Source organism: Belnapia moabensis DSM 16746, assembly GCF_000745835.1.
Taxonomy (GTDB): Bacteria; Pseudomonadota; Alphaproteobacteria; order Acetobacterales; family Acetobacteraceae; genus Belnapia; species Belnapia moabensis.
In genome coordinates, this window is sequence record NZ_JQKB01000020.1 from 1 (window position 1) to 22545 (window position 22545).

Below are 22545 nucleotides of genomic sequence, written 5' to 3' on the forward strand. Positions count from 1 at the left end.
AGGACCAGGAGCCGGCAGCGCCGGTGCGGATCGAGGCGGAAGCCTTCGAGCGTCGCACCGGCTTCACCTTCGAGACCATCGCCGGCACCTCCGGCGGCCAGGTGATCCGCCTGCCCTCGGGCCAGAGCGGCACGACCTCGACCGACCTCGCCGATGTGGGCGTGGCGGCCGGCACCTACGACGTCCGCATCGCCTATCTCGACGAGAACGACAGCAACATCGGTGCCTCGCTTTATGTCGACGGCGTCAAGGTCGGCGACTGGCGCTTCGACCAGGCGACGCCGGGCAACGGCACCCAGATCGCCAACCTGCGCGAGGTGACCTTCGCCAACGTCGCGGTCGGCGCCAACTCCGTGCTCGAGCTGCGCGCCACCTCGGACAACCTCGAATTCGCCCGCATCGACTATGTCGAGTTGACACCCAAGCCCGCACCGGAGGAGCCGGAGAACGCTGCGCCGGTGCTGGCGGCCCCCATCGCCGACCAGACCGGCCAGGTCGGCGAGGCGCTGAACGTCGTCCTGCCGTCCAACGCCTTCACCGACCCGGACAACGATGCGCTGACGTTCAGCCTCACCGGCCTGCCCCAGGGCGTCACCTACAACGCCGAGACCCGCACCCTCTCCGGCACCCCGACCGCGGCCGGCACCTATCAGCTGACCGTCACCGCCACCGACACAGCCGGCGCAACCGCCACCGACACCTTCAACCTCACCATCGCTCCCGAGGAGCAAGAACCGGCGGCGCCGATCCTGATCCAGGCTGAAACGGGTCAGGTCACGCTGGCGGCCGCGGCAGACACCCAAAGCACGCAGATCCGGGATCCAAGCAATCGGGAGAGCAACCCCGATCTGCCGAACGGTCTCCGCCCCGGCTTCACCGGTACGGGCTACCTCGACTTCGGCAATGACGGCGGCGACCGCGTCACCTACACCGTCCAAATCGAGACGGCAGGCGCGTACACGCTTAACGTGCGCTACGCCTCCGCCCCGTTCAACGGAGCGGACCGCTCCCTCGCCATCGCCGTCAACAACGGCACCCCCACCACCGTCCCCTTCCCGAGCACTGGCCCGGGCACTGGACCAGTCGCCGAGCAGGGCTTCAATGTCTGGGGTACCCTGACCCAGACTGTGACCCTCCAGGCCGGCACTAACACTATCTCCTTCGCCATTCCCACCGGCGCCACCTCCGGCCCCAACCTCGACAGCCTCGAAATCGTCCCGGTCGGGACCCCGACCGACACCACCGCCGATGCCGACGGCAACCTCTTCCTCTCCGGGCCGGATGAGCCACTCAACCAAACTGGCGCCGCCTCCATCAACTTCAATATCGCCGGCCGCGACACCGACATCGTCAAGACCGAGATCAGCTTCGACGGCGGCGCCACCCGCACCACCGTCCTGCCCGATGCCGACGGCGACTTCGTCTTCAACGGCTCTGCCCTGCCTGCCGGCACCAGAACCGCAACCGTCTTCGTCACCGACGCCGCTGGCAACGAGGCCGAGGCCACCACCTCCGTCATCATCGGCGGCACGACCGGCACGCCCTTCCAGCTCACCATCCAGGCCGAAACCTTCGTCATCAGCGACAACACGGGCACCGGCGCGGCTCTTACCCAGAAGCGCGAGGTCGGGAACACGGGCACCGGCTTCACGGCTCCTAGCCGCGACGTGAACGGCGCGGCCTCGGCGGCTGGTCCGTCGCCACCGAGATTTCCGGCGCGGTCGCGGCGGCCGGCAGTGTCGTGGTCGAAAGCAACGCGAAGAAGGTGCAGCACCCGACCGGCGGCGTCATCGGCCAGATCCTGGCCCGCGACGGTGACCGGGTGCGGGCCGGCGATGTGGTCATCCGGCTCGACGAGACGGTGGCCCAGGCGAATGTCTCCATGCTGACCAAGGGCCTCGGCGAGCTCGCGGCGCGCCAGGCCAGGCTGGAGGCCGAGCGCGACGGACGCGAGGCGATGGCCCCCCTGCCTGCCGGCCTCGATCCGCAGGCCTATGTGCAGTGGCGGAGCGAGGCGCGGCTGTTCGAGAACCGGCGCCTGTCGCGTGAGGGCCAGAAGGCCCAGCTGCGCGAGCGGGTCTCCCAGCTCGACGAGCAGATTGCCGGCCTCCGCCTGCAGGGCTTGGCCAAGGCCGACGAGATCCGCCTCATCCAGGAGGAACTCAGCGGGGTCGAGCACCTCTGGCGGCAGAACCTGGTGGCGATGAACCGGCTAACGCTGCTGCGCCGGGAAGAGACCCGGCTGCGCGGGGAACACGGGCAGATTCTCTCGAGCATCGCCCAGGCCCGGGGACGGATCAGCGAAACCCAGCTACAGATTCTGCAGATCGATCAGGATCTCCGTAGCGAGACCGCCAAAGAGTTGCGGGAAGTCGAGGCGCGTATCGCCGAGATGGTGGAGCGCCGGGTTGCGGCCGAGGACCAGCTGCGGCGCATCGACATCCGCGCGCCGCAGGACGGTATCGTGTACCAGTCCACCGTGCATACCGTCGGCGGCGTCATCGCGCCCGGCGAGCAGCTGATGTTGGTCATGCCCGAGGCGGACGCCCTTACCATCGAGGTGAAGGTGGCACCGCAGGACATCGACCAGCTCACACCGGGACAGGACACGGTGCTGCGCCTCTCCGCTCTCAACCAGCGGACAACGCCGGAGCTGCGTGGCCATGTTCGCCTGATCGCTGCAGACCTGATGACCGACCAGCGATCCGGCCTGCAGTACTATCCAGTCCGGATAAGCATCGCCGAGGGCGAGGAGGAGAAGCTGGGTGCGGTGCGCCTGGTCCCCGGGATGCCGGTCGAGAGCTTCATTCGCACCGGGGACCGCACGGTGCTGTCCTACCTCACCAAGCCGATGTCGGATTACTTTGTCAGAGCATTCCGTGAAGAATGAGGACGACCTTCAGGCCTCAACGCCTGATTAGTCGACGGCGCCGTACCGGGCGGCACTCCTCAGGCTGCGGCGAGATGCAAGAAAGTGATATGCGCTTCGCTGCACAGGCGCTCCTTGCCACGGCCCGTGAGGCCTCGCCCTCCGGCATCAGCCCGGCCTACACCTGGAAGAGCGTTGCCACCGCTAGCCGCTAGAATCCACAGCCTTCCCACCGTCCCAAAACAGGCGAGCGACCTCTTCCAGCATCGCCTCGAGCGACAGGGCAACGGCATCGATCCCGCGATAAATCCGGCGCCTCCGATGGACGGTGCTGATCGTGGTCGGCACCGAGGGCTCGCCCCAGGCCATGAAGCCCGCTGCGATGGCCGCCTGCTTCCGGCTCCGGCCCTGCCGGCGGGCCAGGACCGTCACCTCCTCGGACCGATAGAGGCTGTACCGCAATTCGGGATGCCGCCTCGCCTCGATCAGGCCGCGGCTGACATAGGCATTGAGCGTCTTCGCCTTCACGCCGAGGATGCGGAGCGCGTCGGGGCGGTCGAGCCATTCCCGCATGTTGACGAGCTTCATCAGGATTGATCGGCGGGTCGACCGGCCACAGCCTAGCCTCGCCATCAGGAGGCCGACCATGCCCGAGCACCCCGCCCCTACCCCCTCTCACGCCATCCTTGCGGAAGCGCTCGACGCCCTGGCGCTGCCTGCCGCCCTGGCGGAACGGCTGGTGGTCGCAGGCGAGGGAAGCCTCCCCTCCTGCTTCCCGGTTACGGACCTCGCCACGGCGGCGATCGCCGCCGCAGGCCTCGCGGTGTCCGGGCTGCTGAGCCTCGATGGCCCCTCCTCTGCCGTCACGGTGGACCGGCACCTGGCATCCGCCTGGTTCATCTTCTCCCTGCGGCCGCAGGGCTGGGAGATGCCCAACCCCTGGGACCCCATCGCCGGCGACTACCGGGCGGCGGATGGCTGGATCCGGCTACATACCAACGCCCCGCACCATCGGGCCGCGGCGCTCGCCGTGCTGGACTGCGCGGGGGAGCGGGAGGCAGTCGCATCGGCAGTCTCCCGATTCGCCGCCGGCGAGCTGGAAACCGCCATCCTGAGCGCGGGGGGCTGCGCCGCTGCCATGCGTGACATGGCGGCCTGGCGGGTCCACGCCCAGGGCCGGGCCGTCCGCGCCGAGCCCTTGATCGCGCTCGATCGGGCCGCCGCCCCGGCCTCGTCCTGGCGGCCCGACCCCGCCCGGCCGCTGGCGGGAATCCGGGTCCTTGACCTCACCCGCGTCCTGGCCGGGCCGATCGCCACGCGCTTCCTGGCCGGGCTGGGGGCGGAGGTGCTGCGGATCGACCCTCCAGGCTGGGAGGAGCCGTCCATCGCGCCCGATGTCACACCCGGCAAGCGCTGTGCCCGGCTCGACCTGCGCCAAACGGCGGACAGGCGGCGCTTCGAGGCACTGCTCGCCGGGGCCGACATCCTGGTGCACGGCTACCGCCCGGGCGCACTCGACGGGCTGGGTTACGGTCCGACGGAGCGGCGGCGGGTCAATCCCGGCCTCATCGACGTGTCGCTCTGTGCCTATGGCTGGACCGGCCCCTGGGCCGGCCGGCGCGGCTTCGACAGCCTGGTGCAGATGTCCACCGGCATCGCGGCGGCGGGGATGGCCTGGAAGGGCGCGGACAGGCCCGTGCCGCTCCCCGTCCAGGCGCTCGACCACGCGACGGGCTATCTCATCGCGGCTTCGGCGATCCGCGGCTTGGCGGCCCGGCTGCGGGAGGGGCTCGCCGTCACCGCCAGGCTCTCCCTGACACGGACGGCCCTGGCACTGACCGAGCACAGCGGCGCATCGCCAGGGCCCGATTTCGCCGGGCGCCGGGACGAAGACTATGCGCCGGAAACCGAGCTGACGGCATGGGGCCCGGCCCTGCGCCTAAGCTCGCCCCTGCGGATCGGCGATACAGTGTTGCGTTGGGACCGTCCCGCCTCGGCACTCGGTTCAGCGGAAGCGTCCTGGAGCCATGCCAGGACGGCGTGAGCGCCGGTGTCCCAGCCATTGCCGCCGTGGGGCTGCGCAGGGGCGGAAGCGGCGCAGCCGCAGGGGAGTTCGCAATGCGGCGTCACGGCGACGCTCCGGGTCGGGCTGCAGGCGGAAACCATAAGGGCCTCCCCCGGATAGCCGTTGCGAGCCATGATGCCCGACCCAGGCGGATACGCTCCGGGTACCGCCCCCAACCCAGGCATTTCAGCAACTGCCGTATCCCAAAGCATTGTTCGTGCGTTGATGTCCCATGATCCTGCGCAGCCCGGAGAACGGCATCCGCCTTCTCATCTCCCAACCCTCCCATGCCCTGCTGTCGGGCCAGATGATGGCCGCCTGGGGCGCTCCCGGCTTCGCCCAGCCGGATCCGGCGCCGGAGGTCATCCTCGCCGCCGAACAGCACGACATCGCTTGGTTGTCCTGGGAAACCGCCCCGACCCTCGACACCGAGACCGGACTGCCCCACCCCTTTACCCGGCTCGGCCCGGCGGTCCATGCCCCCATGTGGGCGCGCGGCGTGGAGATCGCCCGCGCCGCCTACGGCCTCTGGCCAGCCCTGCTCATCTCCCTGCACGGCACACGGGTCTACACGGAGTACATGGACCCGGAGAGCCTGCCACCGGAGGACCATGCCGCGATCGACCGCAACGCCGCCAAGGAGGCGGCTCTCCAGGCAGACTGGATCGCCAGGCTCGGCGTGACACAGGATCAGGTCGACCGGAACTCCGCCCTCGTCGCGGTGACCGACGCCCTTTCCCTCGCCCTCTGCTTCGCCGATCCCGACAAGGCCGGCGAGGCACCGATGGCGGATGGCACCACCCGCAAGATGAAGCTCGTGCGGCAGGGGCCCTCCCGCTGGTCGCTGGACCCATGGCCCTTCCGCGAGGGCACGCTGACGGTGCAATGCGAGGTGATCCGCCTCCCCGCCGAAACCCGCTGGACCGACGAGGAGGCGATGCGCCGCGACCTCCGTGAAGCCACCTGGAGCACCCTGGCAGAGACGCTGGTCCCGGCCTGACAGGTCCCAGCTGCGATGCCTGAGCCTGAGCGAAGCCGATGATGTGGAAACGCCTCTAGGCGTCGGACAAGGTCCGCTGCACCGCCCGCCGCCAGCCGGCATAGGCCGCCTCCCGCTCCCCCTCGGCCATGGCCGGGGTGAAGCGCCGGTCGAGCTGCCAGCGCGCCGCGAATTCCGCAGGCTCCGGGCAAAGCCCCGCCTGCCATCCTGCGAGATACCCCGCGCCGAGCGCCGTCGTCTCGCGGATGACCGGCCGGTCCACCGGCGCCCCCAGCACATCGGCCAGGAATTGCATCGTCCAGTCGGAGGCGACCATGCCGCCATCGACGCGCAGCACTGCGCTCACCCCGGCGCCCATATCCGCCTGCATGGCCGCCACCAGATCGCGCGTCTGGTAGCCGACGCTCTCCAGCGCCGCGCGAGCGAAATCCGCCCGGCCCGAGGCCCGGGTCAGCCCATGGATGCTACCGCGCGCCTCCGCATCCCAATGCGGCACGCCGAGGCCGACGAAGGCCGGCACCAGATAGAGCCGCCCCGCCGGATCGGACCGCTCCGCCAGCACGCCGCTCTCGGCCGCATCGGCGATGATGCCCAGCCCGTCGCGCAGCCACTGCACCGCCGCCCCGGCGACGAAGATCGCCCCCTCCAGCGCATAGGTCCGCCGGCCACGCAGCTGATAGGCGATGGTCGTCAGCAGCCGATGGCTGGAGGCTACCGGCGCCTCTCCCGTGTTCAGCAGGGCGAAGCAGCCCGTCCCATAGGTCGATTTCACCATCCCCGGCTCGAAGCAGGCCTGCCCCACTGTCGCCGCCTGCTGGTCCCCGGCGATGCCGAGCACGGGGATCGAGGCGCCGAGTAGCGTCGTCGCCCCGAATTCCGCCGCGCAGTCCCGCACCTCCGGCAGCATCCCCATTGGCACGCGGAACAGCTCGCACATCGCTGTGTCCCAGGCGCCGGCGCGGATGTCGAAGAGCATGGTGCGTGCCGCATTGGTCGCATCCGTCGCATGCACGCGCCCCTCGGTGAGGCGCCAGAGCAGGAAGCTGTCGACCGTGCCGAAGGCCAGTTCGCCCCGCTCGGCGGCGGCCCGCGCACCGGGCACGGCATCGAGCATCCAGGCGATCTTGGTGGCCGAGAAATAGGGGTCGATCAGCAGCCCCGTCGTCGCCGCGACGGCCGCCGCATGCCCTGCCTCGCGCAACGCCGCGCAAGTCGAGGCCGTCCGCCTATCCTGCCAGACGATGGCGCGATGGATCGGCCGGCCGGTGCGCCGGTCCCAGATCAGCGTCGTCTCCCGCTGATTAGCGATGCCGATGCCGGCAATCTGCGCGGGCGCGAGCCCCGCCTTGCCGATCGCCTCCCGCATCACCGCGAGCGAGGTCTCCCAAAGATCCTCCGCCTCATGCTCCACCCATCCGGATTGCGGATAATGCTGCGCGAATTCCTGCTGCGCAGAGGCAACGGGCGCGAGGTCGGGCGTGCGGAAGACGATCGCCCGGGTCGAGGTGGTGCCCTGGTCGAGGGCAAGGATATGGCCTTCGGCGGGCATGGATTGAACCTCTGCTAGATGGATGGCGGGGGCCGAAGCCCCCGCCCTTGGGATCAGCCGCGGCGCGGCGGGTTGGCCGGCCAGCTCTGGATGAGCTTGTCGTAATCGACCGTCTCGCCCTGCGGCTTCTCATTGGCGAGCCGCCGCTGCGGCGCGATGTTGCCGTCCTTCTCCGCCCGCTCGTACCACTGCTCGGCGCTGGTGCGCGGGTTGAGCCGCGGGCCGCACTCGCCCTGCACATTGGCGCGCTGCAGCCGCTCGAGCACGCTGTCCTGCGCCGCCGCCAGCGAGTCCATCGCCGCCTGCGGCGTCTTCGCGCCCGAGGAGGCGTCGCCGATATTCTGCCACCAGAGCTGCGCCAGGCGCGGATAATCGGGAATGTTCACCCCCGTCGGCGTCCACTGCACCCGCGCCGGCGAACGATAGAACTCGATCAGCCCGCCGAGCTGCTTGGCCCGCTCGGTGAAGGACTGGTGCCAGATGTCACTCTCGCGAATGAAGGTGAGGCCGACATGGCTCTTCTTCAGGCTGGTCGACTTGGAGACGCAGAACTGCGCGTAGAGCCAGGCCGCGCGGCGCCGGTCCACCGGCGTCGACTTCAGCAGCGTCCAGGAGCCCGCATCCTGGTAGCCGAGCTTCATCCCTTCCTTCCAATAGGCGCCCTTCGGCGAGGGCGCCATGCGCCAGCGCGGCGTACCATCCGGGTTCATCACCGCGAGGCCCGGCTTCACCATGTCGGCGGTAAAGGCGGTGTACCAGAACATCTGCTGGGCGATGTTGCCCTGCGCCGGCACCGGGCCGCTCTCGGAGAAGGTCATGCCGGCCGCCTCGGGCGGAGCATACTTCTTCAGCCATTCCACATACTTCGTGATGGAGTAGACCGCCGCCGGCCCGTTGGTGTCGCCGCCGCGCTCGATGGAGGAGCCGGTCGGGCGGCAGCCCTCCATGCGGATGCCCCATTCGTCGACCGGCTTGCCGTTCGGGATGCCGCGGTCGCCATTGCCGGCCATGGAGAGCCAGGCATCGGTGAAGCGCCAGCCGAGCGAGGGATCCTTCTTGCCGTAGTCCATGTGGCCATAGACCTTGACCCCATCGATCTCCTTCACCGTGTTGGTGAAGAATTCGGCGATGTCCTCATAGGCGGACCAGTTGACCGGCACGCCGAGGTCGTAGCCGAACTGCCGCTTGAAGGCGTCCTTGATCGCCGGCCGATTGAACCAGTCGTAGCGGAACCAGTAGACATTGGCGAATTGCTGGTCCGGCAGCTGGTAGAGCTTGCCGTCCGGCCCGGTGCCGAAGCTGCGGCCGATGAAATCCTCGAGGTCGAGCGTCGGCAGCGTCTGGTCGCGGCCTTCACCTGCCATCCAGTCGGTCAACGGCACCGCCTGCTGGTAGCGGAAATGCGTGCCGATCAGGTCGCTGTCATTCACCCAGGCATCGTAGACATTGCGGCCGGACTGCATCTGCGTCTGAAGCTTCTCGACCACATCGCCTTCCTGCAACAGGTCGTGCCGCAGGCGGATGCCGGTGATCTCGGAGAAGGCGCGCGCCAGCGTCCGGGCTTCGTACTCATGGGTGGTGATGGTCTCGGAGACGACGTTGATCTCCTGGCCGCGGAAGGGCTGCGCCGCGCGGGCAAACCACTCCATCTCCTGCATCTGCTGCTCTTGCGTCAGCGTCGAGGGCTGGAATTCCTCCGCGACCCAGCGCCGAGCGGCGTCGACGCCTTGCGCGACAGAATGGCTCGGGCGGAGCAGCACCGGCGCGGCGAGCACTGCCGCGCTGCCGAGCAGCCATTTGCGGCGGCCCATCGGGGTCATGGCATTCATTGCGTTTCCCTCCTCAGCAAGGCACGGCGAACCTTATGGCCCACCGCCTATGGTCAGGCCCAGCGGAACAATATCGTCCCATAGATGACGGATACGATACTCGCTCCCCAGAGCGGCGCATCCCCAGCCAGCGCCAGCCAGCCGAGATGGATGAAGGCGGCGCCGAGCAGCGTCAGGAACAGCCGGTCGCCACGCGTCGTCGGCAGGCCGAGCATGCCGATCCTGTCCCGCTCCGGACGCAAGGCGGCGAGCGTCGTCATCACCGCCAGCACGCAGAGCAGCGCGCCGAAGAACAGCGCCGTCTGCCAGGTCCAGGCCATCCATCCGAGGGCCATCACACCCGCCCCAGCGCGAAGCCGCGCGCGATGTGGTTGCGGACGAACCAGATGACGATCGCCCCCGGGATGATGGTCAGCACGCCCGCGGCCGCGAGCAGCCCCCAATCCATCCCTGCCGCCGAGACCGTGCGCGTCATCGTCGCCACGATGGGCTTCGCATTCACCGTCGTCAGGGTGCGGGCCAGCAGCAGCTCTACCCAGGAGAACATGAAGCAGAAGAAGGCCGCGACGCCGACGCCGCCCGCCACCAGCGGCAGGAAGTGGCGGATGAAGAAGGCCGGGAAGGACCAGCCGTCGATCGCCGCCATCTCGTCGATCTCGCGCGGCACGCCCGACATGAAGCCCTCGAGGATCCAAACCGCGAGCGGGATGTTGAACAGGCAATGCGCCAGCGCCACCGCCCAGGGCGTGTCGAACAGCCCGACCGCGCTGTAAAGCTGGAAGAAGGGTAGCGCGAAGACCGCCGGCGGCGCCATCCGGTTCGACAGCAGCCAGAAGAACAGGTGCTTGTCGCCGAGGAACCGGTAGCGGCTGAAGGCATAGGCTGCCGGCAGCGCCACGGCGAGAGAAATCACGGTATTCAGCGCCACATAGGTCAGGCTGTTTATGTAGCCGCTGTACCAGGAGGCATCGGTGAAGATGCGCCGGTAATGCTCCAGCGTCGGGTTCTGCGGCCAGAGCGTCATCCCGGAATTGATCTCGAGATTCGTCTTCAGGCTCATGTTGACGAGCCAATAGATCGGCACGAGCAGGAACAGAAGGTAGAGCCCCAGCACCACCCGCGGCACGGCGGCGCGCAGCGCACCGCTCTCCGCCGGAGTGCGCGTCTCGGCGAGAGCCGCCGGGGCCAAGGTCGCGCCGCTCATTGCACCGCCTCGCTCTGGCTGCGCGTCGTGGTGGCGAAGAACACCCAGCACACCGTCAGCACGATCAGGTTGTAGACGATCGACATCGCCGCCGCCTTGCCAAGGTCGAACTGCCCAAGCGCTATCTTGACGAGGTCGATGGACAGGAAGGTCGTAGCATTGCCCGGCCCGCCACCGGTGACGACGAAGGGCTCGGTATAGATCATGAAGCTGTCCATGAAGCGCAGCAGGATGGCGATGGTCAGCACCCGCTGCATCTTCGGCAACTGGATGGCGCGGAACACCGCCCAGCTGCTGGCGCCATCAACCTTGGCCGCCTGGTAGTAGGCGTCGGGGATCGCCCTGAGGCCCGCATAGCAGAGCAGCACGACGAGCGACGTCCAATGCCACACATCCATGGCCACCACGGTCACCCAGGCCGCCAGCGGCGTCTGCGCATAGTTGTACTCGATGCCGAGCCCGTTCACCGCCGCGCCCAGCAGACCGATATCCCGCCGCGCGAAGACCTGCCAGATCGTCCCCACCACATTCCAGGGGATCAGCAGCGGCAGCGCCAGCAACACGAGCGAGGCCGCCACGCCCCAGCCCTTTCGCGGCAGGGTCAACGCCACGCCGATGCCGAGCGGCACCTCGATCAGCAGGCAGAGCGCACTGAACAGCAGCGTCCGCCACAGCGCATCGAAGAAGCGCCCGCCGAGATCGGTCGAGGGATCGAGCAGCTCCTTGAACCAGCCCGTGCCGTTCCAGAAGAACTCGTTATTCCCGAAGCTGTCCTGCACCGAGTAGTTCACCACCGTCATCACCGGGATGAGGGCGGAGAAGGCGACCAGCGCCACCACCGGCAGCACCAGGAACCAGGCGCGGTTATCGAGCGGCTTGGCCATCGCTCAGCCCTCTCCTTCGGCCAGGCGGCCATCGGCATAAACATGCAGACGCGCCGGATCGAGGGCGAGGCGTGGCTCCGCCGGCACCGCCATCCCCTCCGGCAGGGTTGCGGCGAAGGGCACTCCGTCCAGTTCCACCCGCGCGATGCGCCGCCGCCCGAGATCCTCGACGCGCCGCACCGTCACCGGCAACCCGTCCATGGCGACCGCCGCGAATTCCGGCCGGATGCCAAGCTCCACCTTGCCCGCCAGTTGCGGATAGGCACGCGGCAGCCCGACCTTGTGCCCGCCGGCGAGGATCGCGGTATCGCCCTCCACCGCACAGGGCAGGAAGTTCATTCCCGGCGAGCCGATGAAATGCCCGACGAAGCTATGCGCCGGCCGGTCGAACAGCGCCTCCGGCGTGCCGACCTGCACCACTTCGCCCTCGCTCATCACCACCACCCGGTCGGCGAAGGTGAGCGCCTCGGTCTGGTCATGGGTGACATAGATCATCGTCACCGGCACCTGGCGATGCAGCTCCTTCAGCCGCGAGCGCAGCTCCCACTTCAGATGCGGGTCGATGACGGTCAGCGGCTCGTCGAATAGGATCGCGGCGACGTCATCCCGCACCAGCCCACGCCCGAGCGAGATCTTCTGCTTGTCATCGGCTCCGAGATTGCGCGCCCGCCGATCCAGCATCGCGGTCAGCCCAAGCAGCCCCGCTACATGCTCGACGCGCGCCCGCACCGCCGCCGCCGGCACGCCGCGGTTGCGCAACGGGAAGGCCAGGTTCTCCCGCACCGTCATCGTGTCGTAGACGACAGGGAATTGAAAGACTTGCGCCACGTTGCGCCGCTCGGTCGACAGCGCCGTGACATCACGCCCGTCGAACGACACCCGTCCCTCCCGCGGCCGCAACAGCCCGGAGACGATGTTCAGCAGCGTCGTCTTACCGCAGCCCGAGGGACCAAGCAGCGCATAGGCGCCCGCATCCTCCCAGACCATGTCCATCGGCTTCAGAGCATAGGCGCTGCTGCCAGGATAGCCATGCGCCAGGCGCTCGAAGGCGATGCGAGCCATCAGGCAGCCTCCGCCAGCGCCGCGACCGCAGTAAGCCTGCCATCCGCGCCGAAGACCAGGCAACGCTGCGGATCGAGCCAGAGCGTAACCTCCTGCCCCGGCTCCGGCCGCTGCACGCCGGGCGTGAGCACAACCCAATCCATCCCGCCGAAGCTGCAATGCACGTAGGTCTCGGAACCCGTCACCTCCGCCACGCGCACCACCGCCGGCAGGGCGACCGCACCCGGCAGCGGCTCCAGCGAGACCTGATGCGCGCGGATGCCGATGGTGCACTCCCCATCCACGACGCCCGCCGGCGCCGGCATGACCGCGCCCGAGCCGAGCACCAGCCGCCCGCCCTCGGCCCGCGCCGGCGCCTCGTTCAGCGGCGGATCGGAGAAGACCCGCGCCGTCGCCAGATTGCCCGGCCGGCGGAACACCTCGCCCGCCCGCCCGAACTGCGTAACCCGCCCTTCCGAGAGCGTGGCGACGAACCCGCCCAGCAGCAGCGCCTCCGCCGGCTCCGTCGTCGCATAGACGAAGACCGATCCGGTCTCGGCGAAGAGCTTCGGCAATTCCTCTCGCAATTCCTCGCGCAGCTTATAGTCGAGATTGGCCAACGGCTCATCCATCAAGACCAGCGACGCGCGCTTGACGAGCGCCCGCGCGATCGCTGTCCGCTGCTGCTGTCCGCCGGACAACTCCAGCGGCCGCCGTGCCAGATAGGGCTCCAGCCGCAGCAGCCGCGCCGCTTCGCGTACCCGCCCTTCGATCTCCGCCCGCTTGAGCCCCGCCACCCGCAGCGGCGAGGCTATATTCTCGAATACCGAGAGCGTCGGATAGTTGATGAACTGCTGATACACCATGGCGACGCTCCGCCGCCGCACCGGCTGCCCCGTCACCTCCCGCCCCTCGGCGAAAAGCCGCCCCTCGCTCGGACGATCCAGCCCCGCCAGCAGCCGCAGCAGCGTCGTCTTGCCTGCGCCGGTCGGGCCGAGAAGCACATTCGGCAGCTCCGGCTGCAACTCCAGCGTCACGGGATGCAGCACCGCCTCGCCGCCGGAGGACAGCGCCAGCCCTTCCGCCCGCACCGTCATTCCGCCGCCCTCCCGGCCGCAGCCCGCGCCGCGTCCATATACTCCGCCAGCGCCGCCTGCCCCGCCTGATCGACCCGCAGCCCAAGCTTGCTCCGCCGCCACAGCACATCGGCTGGCGCGCGGGCCCATTCCTCCCGCATCTGCCAATCCACCTCGCGCGCCGTCAGCCCGGCGCCGAAATGCTGGCCGAGATCCTCCATACCGCGCGCATCCCCCAGCACCCGCACGGCCCGCGTGCCGTATTGCCGGACGAGCCGTCGCGCCAGCTTGGCCTCGATGAAGGGATAGTCGCGCCGCAACGCCTCGACCAATGCCGGCGCCCCGTCCCAGGGAAAGTCGCCCCCCGGCAGCGAGGCGGCATCCGTCCAGCCCGGCTTCAGCCCCGGAAAATGCGGCGCCAGCTTCGCCATCGCCGCCTCGGCCAACCGTCGATAGGTGGTGATCTTGCCGCCGAAGACGCTGAGCAGCGGCGCCCCGCCCTCCGCCTCGTCGATTTTGAGGACGTAGTCGCGCGTCGCCTCCTGCGCCTTCGACGCGCCGTCGTCATAGAGCGGCCGCACCCCGGAATAGCTCCAGACCACATCGGCGGGCGTGACGGGCTGGCGGAAATACTCGCTCACCGCACGGCAGAGATAGGCGGTCTCCGCCTCGGAGATCTTCGCTGTCGCCGGATCGCCCTCGAACTCCTCATCGGTTGTGCCGATGAGCATGAAGTCTTCCTCATAAGGAATCGAGAAGCAGATCCGTCCATCCGGATTCTGGAAGATGTAGCAACGGTCGTGCTCATAGAGCCGCCGGGTGACGATATGGCTGCCCTTCACCATCCTGACTCGCGCCGGCGTGTTGACGCCTGCGACACCGCCGAGCACCGAGCCCACCCAGGGCCCCGCCGCATTCACCAGCGCCCGCGCCTGCACCTCGCTGACGGCGCCGCTGTCCTCGTCGCGCAGCGTCGCATGCCACAGCCCACCCTCGCGCCGGGCGGAGGCCACGCGGGTCCTTGTCCTGACGGTCGCGCCACGATCTGCCGCATCCCGCGCATTCAGCACGACGAGCCGTGCGTCCTCCACCCAGCAATCGGAATATTCGAAGCCGCGCGTCAACTCGGGCTTGAGCGGCGCCCCCACCGGGTCCCGCCGCAGATCGACGCTGCGCGTCGGCGGCAGGATGCGCCGCCCGCCCAGATGGTCATAGAGGAAGAGCCCAAGCCTGAGGATCGGCCAGGGCCGCTGCCCCGCATTGTGCGGCAGCACGAAGCGCAGCGGCCAGACGATATGCGGCGCCGCCCGCAGCAGCACCTCGCGCTCGATCAGCGCCTCCCGCACCAGGCGAAACTCCCGGTACTCGAGATAACGCAACCCGCCATGGATCAGCTTGGTGGAGGAGGAGGAGGTCGCGCCCGCCAGGTCGCCCTTCTCGGCAAGGGTTACGGAGAGGCCCCGCCCTACCGCGTCACGCGCGATGCCGCAGCCATTCACGCCCCCGCCGATGACGAGGAGATCCTGAACCTGGCTGTTGCCCATTGCTGCCACGCGACCTTCCCTGACCCTTACGGTGATGCTTCCTCAGCCCATCCGAAAGCGCAAGCGAAAATTCCGCGCCTTAACCGCACCTCACCGGGTTTCGCTTCCCGCCAGCTCCACGTGCGTTCCCGCCTCCCGGCAGGCTTCGGTGAAACGCTGCGGCGGCGGCCGGTCCGTCACCACCGTATGCAGTTGCCGCACATGGCCGATCCGGATCGGCGCCGAGCGTTCGAACTTCCCCGCATCCGCCACCAGGATCGGTTGCCGCGCATTGCCGAGGATGGCGCGCGACACCCGCACCTCGCGGTAGTCGTAGTCCAGCAGGCTGCCATCCTCATCGAGGGCGGAGGCGCCGATCACCGCGAAATCCAGCTTGAACTCGGAGACGAGGTCCACCGTCGCCTCCCCCGCGATGCCGCCATCGCTCTGCCGCACCGGCCCGCCGGCGACCACCACCTCCACCCCCGGGCTCGGCAGCAGGATGGAGACGACATGGATGTTGTTGGTGACGACGAGTAGATCGCGATGCCGTGTCAACGCCCGCGCCACCTCCTCCGTCGTCGTGCCGATATTGATGAAGAGCGAGGAGCCGTCCGGGATCAGCGCCGCGCAACGCGCCGCGATCCGCCGCTTCTCCTCATGCGCCAGCGCCCGTCGCGCCTCGTAGGAGGCGTTGGCGACGCCCGAGGCCAGCATCGCCCCGCCATGCTGTCGCGCCAGCAGACCGAGGTCGCGCAACAGGTTGAGGTCCTTGCGGATGGTCTGCGGGCTGACGGCGAAGCGCGCCGCCAGCTCCTCCACCCCGACGCGTCCAGCCCCACGGGCCAAGCTCAAAATGGCCTGCTGCCGATCTGAAAGTTCCGCAAGGGGCAGTGTCGTCGTCACCCCATAACGATGCGCCAACCGCGCCTCAAACGAAAGCGCAAAGCTCGCTCAGCACCCCGTCTGCCGCGGCAGCCGCTCCACCTCCAGCCCGAAAAGTGGCCGGATGCCCGTCCCCAGCCAGTTGCCGAAGAAGGCCGCCACCATCCAGACCCATCCATGCAGGCTGCCAGAGGCGATCCCCGAGAAATAGGCGCCGATATTGCACCCATAGGCGAGCCGTGCCCCATAGCCCAGCATCACCCCACCCACCACGGCGGCCAATGCCGAGCGCCAGGGTACCCGCCAGCCCGGCGAGAACCGCCCCGCCAGCGCCGAAGCCAGCAGCGCGCCGAGGATGATGCCGAAATCCATCACCGAAGTGACATCGGTCAGCACGCTCCCCTCCAGCGCTGCCCGCGGCCCGGGCGCCTGCCAATAAGGCCAGCTCGCCGGATCAAGCCCGATCAGAGCCGCCGCCTTGGACCCCCAGAGGGCGAAGGCCGCGGTGATCCCCCAGGGCCGCCCCGACAGCGCCAGCGTTACGAAGTTCAGCACCGCCAGCGCCACCGCCCCGGCGACCAGCGGCCAGGGCCCGCGCAGCAGCCGGGCGAGGCCCCGCCGCGGCGCATCCGGCGGCGTCACCAGCCGCCCATGCCGTCGCCGCTCCAGAATTACCGTCAGCCAAGCGATGCCGGCAAAGACCGCAAGATTGGCGGCAAGCGCCGGCACCACTCCCCATGCCTGCACCACAGACACAGGCTCCAGATGCGGCAGCGCCGACCACCAGTGCAGATGCGCCGCCCCCAGCGCAGAGCCGGCGATGAAGGCCGCCAGCGTCAGCAGCATCCGCACCGAACCGCCGCCTACAGTATAAAGGGTGCCCGAGGCGCAGCCCCCGCCCATCTGCATCCCGATGCCGAAGAGGAAGGCGCCGAACACGACCGAGACGCCGACCGGCGACACCAGCCCCCGCACCGGCTCGCCGAACAGCGTCCCCGTCGCCAGCACCGGAAAGAACAGCAGTACCGCGACGGCCAGCATCACCATCTGTGCCCGCAGCCCCGCCCCACGCCGGTCGGCGATGAAAACACGCCAGGCCGAGGTGAAGCCGAAGGCCGCGTGATACAGCACCAGCCCCAGCGCCGCCCCGAGCAGGAACAGTTCCGCCTGCCGCGGGCTGACCGCCTGCGCGATGACGCCGCCGCCCAGCAGCAGCAGCGCTCCGGCGATCAGCGCCGCCGGGACATTGATAGCGACCTGCCGCACCCCCACCGGGGCGGCCATGCTCGTCGCGGACATGCCAACTCCAATCCTGTCGAACCCGTCACACGCTAGATAGGGCCGGTCCCGATCCTCGCCCCATTCCCATCGCGCATGGCACCCTTCACCCCAGCAACCGCTCCGGCGTGATCGGCAGCTCGCGGATGCGCCGCCCCGTCGCATGCCAGACGGCATTGGCTATTGCCGGCGCCACGCCGCAGATCGCCACCTCCGCCAGCCCCTTCACCCCGAGCGGGTTGAAGTTGCGGTCGTCATTGGGGACGAAGATCGCCTCCATCTCCGCCACATCCGCATTCACCGGCACCAGGTATTCGGCGAGGTTGGCATTCATCACCTTGCCGAAGCGCGCATCCCATTCCGCCCGCTCCTCCAACGCCATGCCGAGCCCGCCGACCATGCCGCCGATGCACTGGCTGCGCGCCGTCTTCGGGTTGATGACGCGCCCCACGTCATAGGCGCCGATCATCCGCGGCACCCGCACCGTGCCCAGCAACTCATCGACCCGCACCTCGACGAAGATCGCCCCGAAAGCGGCCGAGGAGTATTTCTTCGTCTCCTCGCCCGGCTGCGCGCTGCCCTCGGCCTCGACCCAGCCGAGATTGTGCTGCCGCAACAGCTCCGCATAGGGCACCACCGGCCCGCTGCCATCGGCCCGGCCGAGCCCTCCCTCGCGCGCCACCACCGCATCTTCCGCCAGTCCGGCGAAGGGCCCCTGTTGCGCCGCCCGCGCCAGCGAGGTCAGCTTCGTCTGCACCGCCCGGCAGGCCGCGACGACGGCATTGCCGAGGCTCGCCATGGTGATGGAGCCGCCATGCACCGGCGCATAGGGCAGGTTGGTATCGCCCAGCTCGAAGCGTACATGATCGACTGGCAGGCCCAGCGTCTCCGCCGCCACCTGCGTCATCGAGGTATAGGTCCCCGGCCCCATATCGGAGGAGGCGCTGCGCACCACCGCCATTCCGTTCCCGGTCAGCGCAACGGAGGCCGAGCCGCCGCTCCGGTCGGAATGATAGATCGCCGTCGCCATGCCGTAGCCGATGAGCATGCCGCCCTCGCGCATCGAACGCGGCTCGGGCTTGCGCCGCGCCCAGCCGAAGCGCTCCGCCGCCGTCTCGTAGCAGGCCCGCAGCTCCTTGCTCGACCAGGGCAGTCCCTTCTGCTGATCCTGCTCCGCATAGTTGCGCAGCCGCAGCTCCAGCGGGTCCATCCCCAGCTCCGCCGCCAGCTCGTCCATCGCCATCTCGAGGCCGAGCACGCCCGTCACCACGCCCGGCGCCCGCATCGGGCAGGGCGAGTTGGTGTCCATCTCCACCAGCCGGTAGCGCGCCCGCAGGTTGTCGCACTGATAGAGGTGGCTGGTCGGCGAGAGCGCCGTCTCGGCATATTCCTCGTACCGCCCGACCTGCTGGATCACATCATGCTCCAGCGCGACCAGCCTGCCCTCCTTGTCCGCACCGAGCCGCAGATGCTGCTCCGAATGCGGCCGGAAGCCGACCGCCATGTAGAGCTGCCGCCGCGTCAGCTCCAGCCGTACCGGCCGCCTGACCCGCTTCGCCGCCATCACCGCCAGCGTCACATGCGGCCAGGTCCGGAGCGCCGAGCCGAAAGCCCCGCCGACGAATGGGGAGACGACACGGATGCGCTCTTCCTCCATCCCGAAGACATGCGCGATCTCCTTGCGGTCGTTGTCCACCCATTGCGTCTTGTCGTAGAGGGTGAGGTTCTCGCCCTCCCAATGCGCGATGGTCACATGCGGCTCGATCGCATTGTGATGCTCCCGCGGATGCACATAGCGCGCCTCGACCTGCACCGGCGCCTCCCGCATCGCGCCCTCGACATCGCCGCGCCCGAGCTCCGGCACCCGCCCGGCCTTGGCATTGCCCTCGCTCGGTGGCCGCCCCTGCTTGGCGTCGAAGATCGTCACCGCCGGGCTCCGCGCATACTCCACGCGGACAAGCTCCGCCGCATGCACCGCCTGCTCCAGCGTCTCGGCGACGACCACCGCCACCGGCTCGCCATTGAAGCGCACCTGGTCGTCCTGCAGCACATGCAGCTGCTCGCCCGACTGCGCATCCACCTGCGGCCGCTGCGCGATCTGCTTGTAGGGCAGACGCGGCGCATCCTCATGCGTCATGACCGCGAGCACCCCCGGCGCCGCCTCCGCCGCCGCGCGGTCGATGCTGCGCACATGGCCACGCGGGATGGTCGCCAGCACCATCGCCGCATAGGCGAGGCCGGGCAGGTCGAATTCCGCCGCATAGGTCGCATGGCCGGTGACCTTGGCCGGGCCATCCACCCGGCTGACGGGCTGTCCGATGATCGCGTTCATGCCAGGCCACCAATCTCGAGGAGCGCACGCTCAACGGTATGTTGCAGCAACGGCGCCTTGTAGGCATTGCCTGGCCGCGCCACCGCCCCCTCCGAGGCCCAGACTGCCGCCAGCCGCACCCGGTCCCGGTCCATCCGATGACCGAGCAACTCCTGCTCCACCCGCACCAGCCGCCAGGGCTTGGTGGCGACGCCGCCCGCCGCAACCCGCATCTCGGCCACGCGCCCTTCCCCATCCAGCCGCAGCGCGACGGCCGCCGAGCAGAGCGCCCAGGCGAAGCTCGCCCGGTCCCGCACCTTCACGTAATGCGAGCGCCAGCGCATCGCATGGGACGGGATGCGGATGGCCAGGATAACATCGCCCGGCCGCATCACCGTCTCGATCTCCGGCGTATCACCCGGCAGCCGATGGAAGCTTTCCACCGGCACCCAACGCTCCGCCCCCTCGGCGCCCCGGAGCAGCACCTCCGCATCGAGCGCGACCAGCGCCACCGGGAAGTCGGAAGGCTGCACCGCGATGCAATGCTCGCTCCCGCCGAGGATGGCGTTGTGCCGGTTCTCCCCTTCCAGCGCCGAGCAGCCGCTGCCCGGCTGCCGCTTGTTGCAGGGCGTCGAGACATCCCGGAAATAGAGGCAGCGCGTCCGCTGCAACAGGTTGCCGCCAAGCGTCGCCATGTGCCGCACCATCGGCGAGGCCGTGGCCGCCAGCGCCTCCGTCGCCACCGGGCAGCGCTCGCGCAACAACGGATGGTCCGCCGCCTCCTGAAGCCTTGTCAGCGCACCAAGCCGCAGCGCGCCATCCGGCTCCTCGCCGATCCCGGCAAGGCCGAGCCCGTTCAGATCGGCAAGTTCACCCGGCTGCAGCACGTTCTCCTGCAGCAATTGCAGCATGTCCGTTCCGCCGGCGATGAACTGCGCGCCGGCAAGCGCCCGGGCGGCAGCGCCGGCGGCATCGGCAACGGGAGCATAGGTGAAGGGCTGCATCGCTCAGCCCTCCCGCGCTGCGGCGTCGCGCACGGCGGCGACGATATTGGCATAGGCGCCGCAGCGGCACAGATTGCCGCTCATCTGCTCGCGGATCTCGTCATCGGAGCCGGCGCGCCCCTCGCGGATCGCCCCCACCGCCGACATGATCTGCCCCGGCGTGCAATAGCCGCACTGGAAGGCATCATGCTCGACGAAGGCCGCTTGCACCGGATGCAGTTCGCCGCCCTGCGCCAGCCCTTCGATCGTCGTCACCAGCCGACCTTCCGCCATCACTGCCAGCATGAGGCAGGAGACAACGCGCCTCCCATCGAGCAGCACGGTGCAGGCGCCGCACTGGCCGAGCGCACATCCTTTCTTGGTGCCGGTGAGGTGCAACCGGTCGCGCAATGCATCGAGCAGCGTGGTGCGCGCATCCACCGCGACGCGGTGCTCGGCGCCGTTCACGCGAAGGGTCAGGCTGAAATGCTGCGATGGATCGGGCATGGGGGGGCTCCCGGGCGAGCCCTGGCGACAGGGCCTGTTGGATGTCCGGACAACGCCAAAAAGCGCGACTGCGTTCGTTTCCTTGGGCATTGGGCCAACGATGGATCACGCCGTGTTACCCACGGTAATGTTGCGAACCAGCACCGGACGCGAAAAACAACACTTGAACGTATACAATTACTTGCGTACCCAAGCCCCGCTCACGCGGTACTGACAAGCCTGAGCACCTTTGGGTTTCAACCACAGGGGAACAGTTTCTTGGTTGACTGCGCGCCTCACGCCAGCAGGGAGAGGAATTCAGGCCCGTCGCATTCCGCGATGCACCGGTCCTCCACTTCCCGCACCACGGCAATATTGGCCGTCGGGGCATGAGCGCGGTCTGATGTTCGATCGTATCTTAATCGACCACATTCGTTCGGAATTCGGCCATTTCCAGGGCCGGGATCCGGGTGAAGGCCGGGGCAACAAGCCCGGCCGTTGACACGGGTGCCGCAGGCATCCGGGGGCTGCTGCAGCCCAGACGCCGTATTGACCCCGGGCCGCGCATCCTGCGCGGCAGGGTGAGTCGTGCGGCATCGGCAATGGATATTGGGGACTACTCTCAATGGCTAACAACCCGCTCAGCGTGAGCTTCGACAACGGCTTCGGCTCGCTCGGCAATGCCTGGAACGTGCCAGCCCCCCGCAATGGAGAGGTGACGCTTTCCGGCTCCTCGGGCCTGATGGAATGGGCAAGCGGCAAGTCCGCCGGCCATGGCTATGGGACCTACACGGTCACCGCCAAGATCAATGGGCACGAGCCCGGCCCCGCCATCCTGCTCTGGCCCGGCGATGACAAGTGGCCCGGCCAGGAAATCGACCTTGTCGAGAACGCGCACGACCATTCCGGCCGGCAATACGGCACGGTCCATTGGAACGACAACGGCAAGGACGCCTTCAAGACCGAGATGTTCGAGGGCGTGACGGGCGGCGTGTTCCACGACTACCAGCTGATCTGGGAGCCGGGGAAGATGACCTTCAAGGTCGACGGCAAGGATATGGGCAGCATCACTTCCCATGTGCCGAAGGACTTCGCCCATGGCGGGATGAACAACACGATCGGTATCCTGAACAACAATCCGGACACCTCGATCACCGTCTCGCATATCGACTTCAAGCCGCTCGGCAGCAGCGACCCGGCCCCCGCCCCCGCTCCTGCCCCGACGCCGGAGGCCGCGCCTGCGCCGGCCCCGAGCACGGGCAGCGGCGGCAGTTCTTCCGGCGGCGCCGTGGACTGGTACGCCATCGCGGCGCAAATGACGGCGAATTTCAACGCCACCGGTAAGTGGGAGATGCCCTCCGGCGGCACCTCGCACAGCCCGGCCCCTGCACCGGCCCCGTCGCAGGACCATCCGGTCGACTGGCACGCGCTGGCCGCCCAGGTGATGGCGAACTACGAAGCCACGGGCCACTGGTTCATGTGAAGGACCCGATCGGCGCAGCGCCACACGGCACTGCGACGATGCCGGCACCTCCGGGTGCCGAGCCTTTTAAGGGCAGCCT

At 68.8% G+C, this 22545-nt stretch carries 18 protein-coding genes and 1 pseudogene; 5 read left to right on the forward strand and 14 right to left on the reverse strand.

Translation table 11 applies throughout. The features are described from left to right. Positions 1 to 458: 458 nt before the first annotated feature. Positions 459 to 1463: pseudogene (locus EP26_RS37485) on the forward strand (putative Ig domain-containing protein); the annotation flags it as partial. Between the two features lie 245 nt (positions 1464 to 1708). Further along, entirely contained in the window at positions 1709 to 2890 is a 1182-nt protein-coding gene (locus tag EP26_RS14425) for an HlyD family type I secretion periplasmic adaptor subunit (RefSeq protein ID WP_084112552.1), read from the forward strand. Between the two features lie 183 nt (positions 2891 to 3073). On the opposite strand, the gene EP26_RS14430 is transcribed toward EP26_RS14425, so the two are convergent. Beyond that, positions 3074 to 3457: a hypothetical protein gene (locus tag EP26_RS14430; RefSeq protein ID WP_157033544.1), complete on the reverse strand. Its 384-nt coding sequence runs from the start codon at positions 3455 to 3457 to the stop codon at positions 3074 to 3076. A gap of 58 nt (positions 3458 to 3515) precedes the next feature. On the opposite strand from EP26_RS14430, the gene EP26_RS14435 reads away from it, so the two are divergent. Together EP26_RS14435 and EP26_RS14440 are read left to right on the forward strand one after the other, a co-directional pair. Continuing rightward, positions 3516 to 4913: a CoA transferase gene (locus EP26_RS14435; RefSeq protein WP_043339449.1), complete on the forward strand. Its 1398-nt coding sequence runs from the start codon at positions 3516 to 3518 to the stop codon at positions 4911 to 4913. 253 nt (positions 4914 to 5166) lie between these two features. Beyond that, positions 5167 to 5934, forward strand: coding sequence for a DUF3891 family protein (locus EP26_RS14440; RefSeq protein ID WP_052389197.1), 768 nt, complete (start codon positions 5167 to 5169; stop codon positions 5932 to 5934). Positions 5935 to 5989: 55 nt separating this feature from the next. Here EP26_RS14440 and glpK read toward each other — a convergent pair whose 3' ends face one another. The 13 genes from glpK to EP26_RS14505 all read right to left on the reverse strand — a co-directional run bounded on the left by glpK (position 5990) and on the right by EP26_RS14505 (position 21004). After that, on the reverse strand, positions 5990 to 7483 hold the full coding sequence (gene glpK / locus EP26_RS14445) for a glycerol kinase GlpK (RefSeq protein ID WP_043339450.1): 1494 nt from the start codon (positions 7481 to 7483) through the stop codon (positions 5990 to 5992). 53 nt (positions 7484 to 7536) lie between these two features. Next, a complete protein-coding gene (locus EP26_RS14450; protein ID WP_245624402.1) occupies positions 7537 to 9312 on the reverse strand; it encodes an ABC transporter substrate-binding protein in 1776 nt (591 codons plus the stop codon). A 53-nt stretch (positions 9313 to 9365) separates the two neighbouring features. Continuing rightward, complete coding sequence (locus tag EP26_RS14455) at positions 9366 to 9647, reverse strand: DUF2160 domain-containing protein (RefSeq protein WP_043339451.1); 282 nt, start codon at positions 9645 to 9647, stop codon at positions 9366 to 9368. After that, positions 9647 to 10516: a carbohydrate ABC transporter permease gene (locus EP26_RS14460; protein ID WP_084112553.1), complete on the reverse strand. Its 870-nt coding sequence runs from the start codon at positions 10514 to 10516 to the stop codon at positions 9647 to 9649. The genes EP26_RS14455 and EP26_RS14460 overlap by 1 nt, the downstream gene beginning before the upstream one ends. After that, positions 10513 to 11400, reverse strand: a complete 888-nt coding sequence (locus EP26_RS14465) for a carbohydrate ABC transporter permease (RefSeq protein ID WP_043339452.1) — start codon at positions 11398 to 11400, stop codon at positions 10513 to 10515. The genes EP26_RS14460 and EP26_RS14465 overlap by 4 nt, the downstream gene beginning before the upstream one ends. Positions 11401 to 11403: 3 nt before the next feature. Further along, positions 11404 to 12462, reverse strand: a complete 1059-nt coding sequence (locus EP26_RS14470) for an ABC transporter ATP-binding protein (RefSeq protein ID WP_043339453.1) — start codon at positions 12460 to 12462, stop codon at positions 11404 to 11406. Then, entirely contained in the window at positions 12462 to 13538 is a 1077-nt protein-coding gene (locus EP26_RS14475) for an ABC transporter ATP-binding protein (protein ID WP_043339455.1), read from the reverse strand. The genes EP26_RS14470 and EP26_RS14475 overlap by 1 nt, the downstream gene beginning before the upstream one ends. Continuing rightward, a complete protein-coding gene (gene glpD / locus EP26_RS14480; protein ID WP_043339456.1) occupies positions 13535 to 15061 on the reverse strand; it encodes a glycerol-3-phosphate dehydrogenase in 1527 nt (508 codons plus the stop codon). The genes EP26_RS14475 and glpD overlap by 4 nt, the downstream gene beginning before the upstream one ends. A 90-nt stretch (positions 15062 to 15151) precedes the next feature. Beyond that, positions 15152 to 15946, reverse strand: coding sequence for a DeoR/GlpR family DNA-binding transcription regulator (locus EP26_RS14485; protein ID WP_281177086.1), 795 nt, complete (start codon positions 15944 to 15946; stop codon positions 15152 to 15154). Between the two features lie 48 nt (positions 15947 to 15994). After that, positions 15995 to 17224 (reverse strand): YeeE/YedE family protein, encoded by a 1230-nt coding sequence (locus tag EP26_RS14490; RefSeq protein WP_043339457.1) that lies wholly within the window; start codon positions 17222 to 17224, stop codon positions 15995 to 15997. Positions 17225 to 17309: 85 nt separating this feature from the next. Further along, a complete protein-coding gene (locus EP26_RS14495; protein WP_043339458.1) occupies positions 17310 to 19535 on the reverse strand; it encodes a xanthine dehydrogenase family protein molybdopterin-binding subunit in 2226 nt (741 codons plus the stop codon). Next, complete coding sequence (locus EP26_RS14500) at positions 19532 to 20518, reverse strand: FAD binding domain-containing protein (protein WP_043339459.1); 987 nt, start codon at positions 20516 to 20518, stop codon at positions 19532 to 19534. Before EP26_RS14500 ends, EP26_RS14495 begins: the two co-directional genes overlap by 4 nt. A gap of 3 nt (positions 20519 to 20521) precedes the next feature. After that, a complete protein-coding gene (locus tag EP26_RS14505; protein WP_043339460.1) occupies positions 20522 to 21004 on the reverse strand; it encodes a (2Fe-2S)-binding protein in 483 nt (160 codons plus the stop codon). A gap of 604 nt (positions 21005 to 21608) precedes the next feature. Here EP26_RS14505 and EP26_RS14510 point away from each other — a divergent pair. Beyond that, positions 21609 to 22466 (forward strand): family 16 glycosylhydrolase, encoded by an 858-nt coding sequence (locus tag EP26_RS14510; protein ID WP_043339461.1) that lies wholly within the window; start codon positions 21609 to 21611, stop codon positions 22464 to 22466. Positions 22467 to 22545 lie beyond the last annotated feature (79 nt).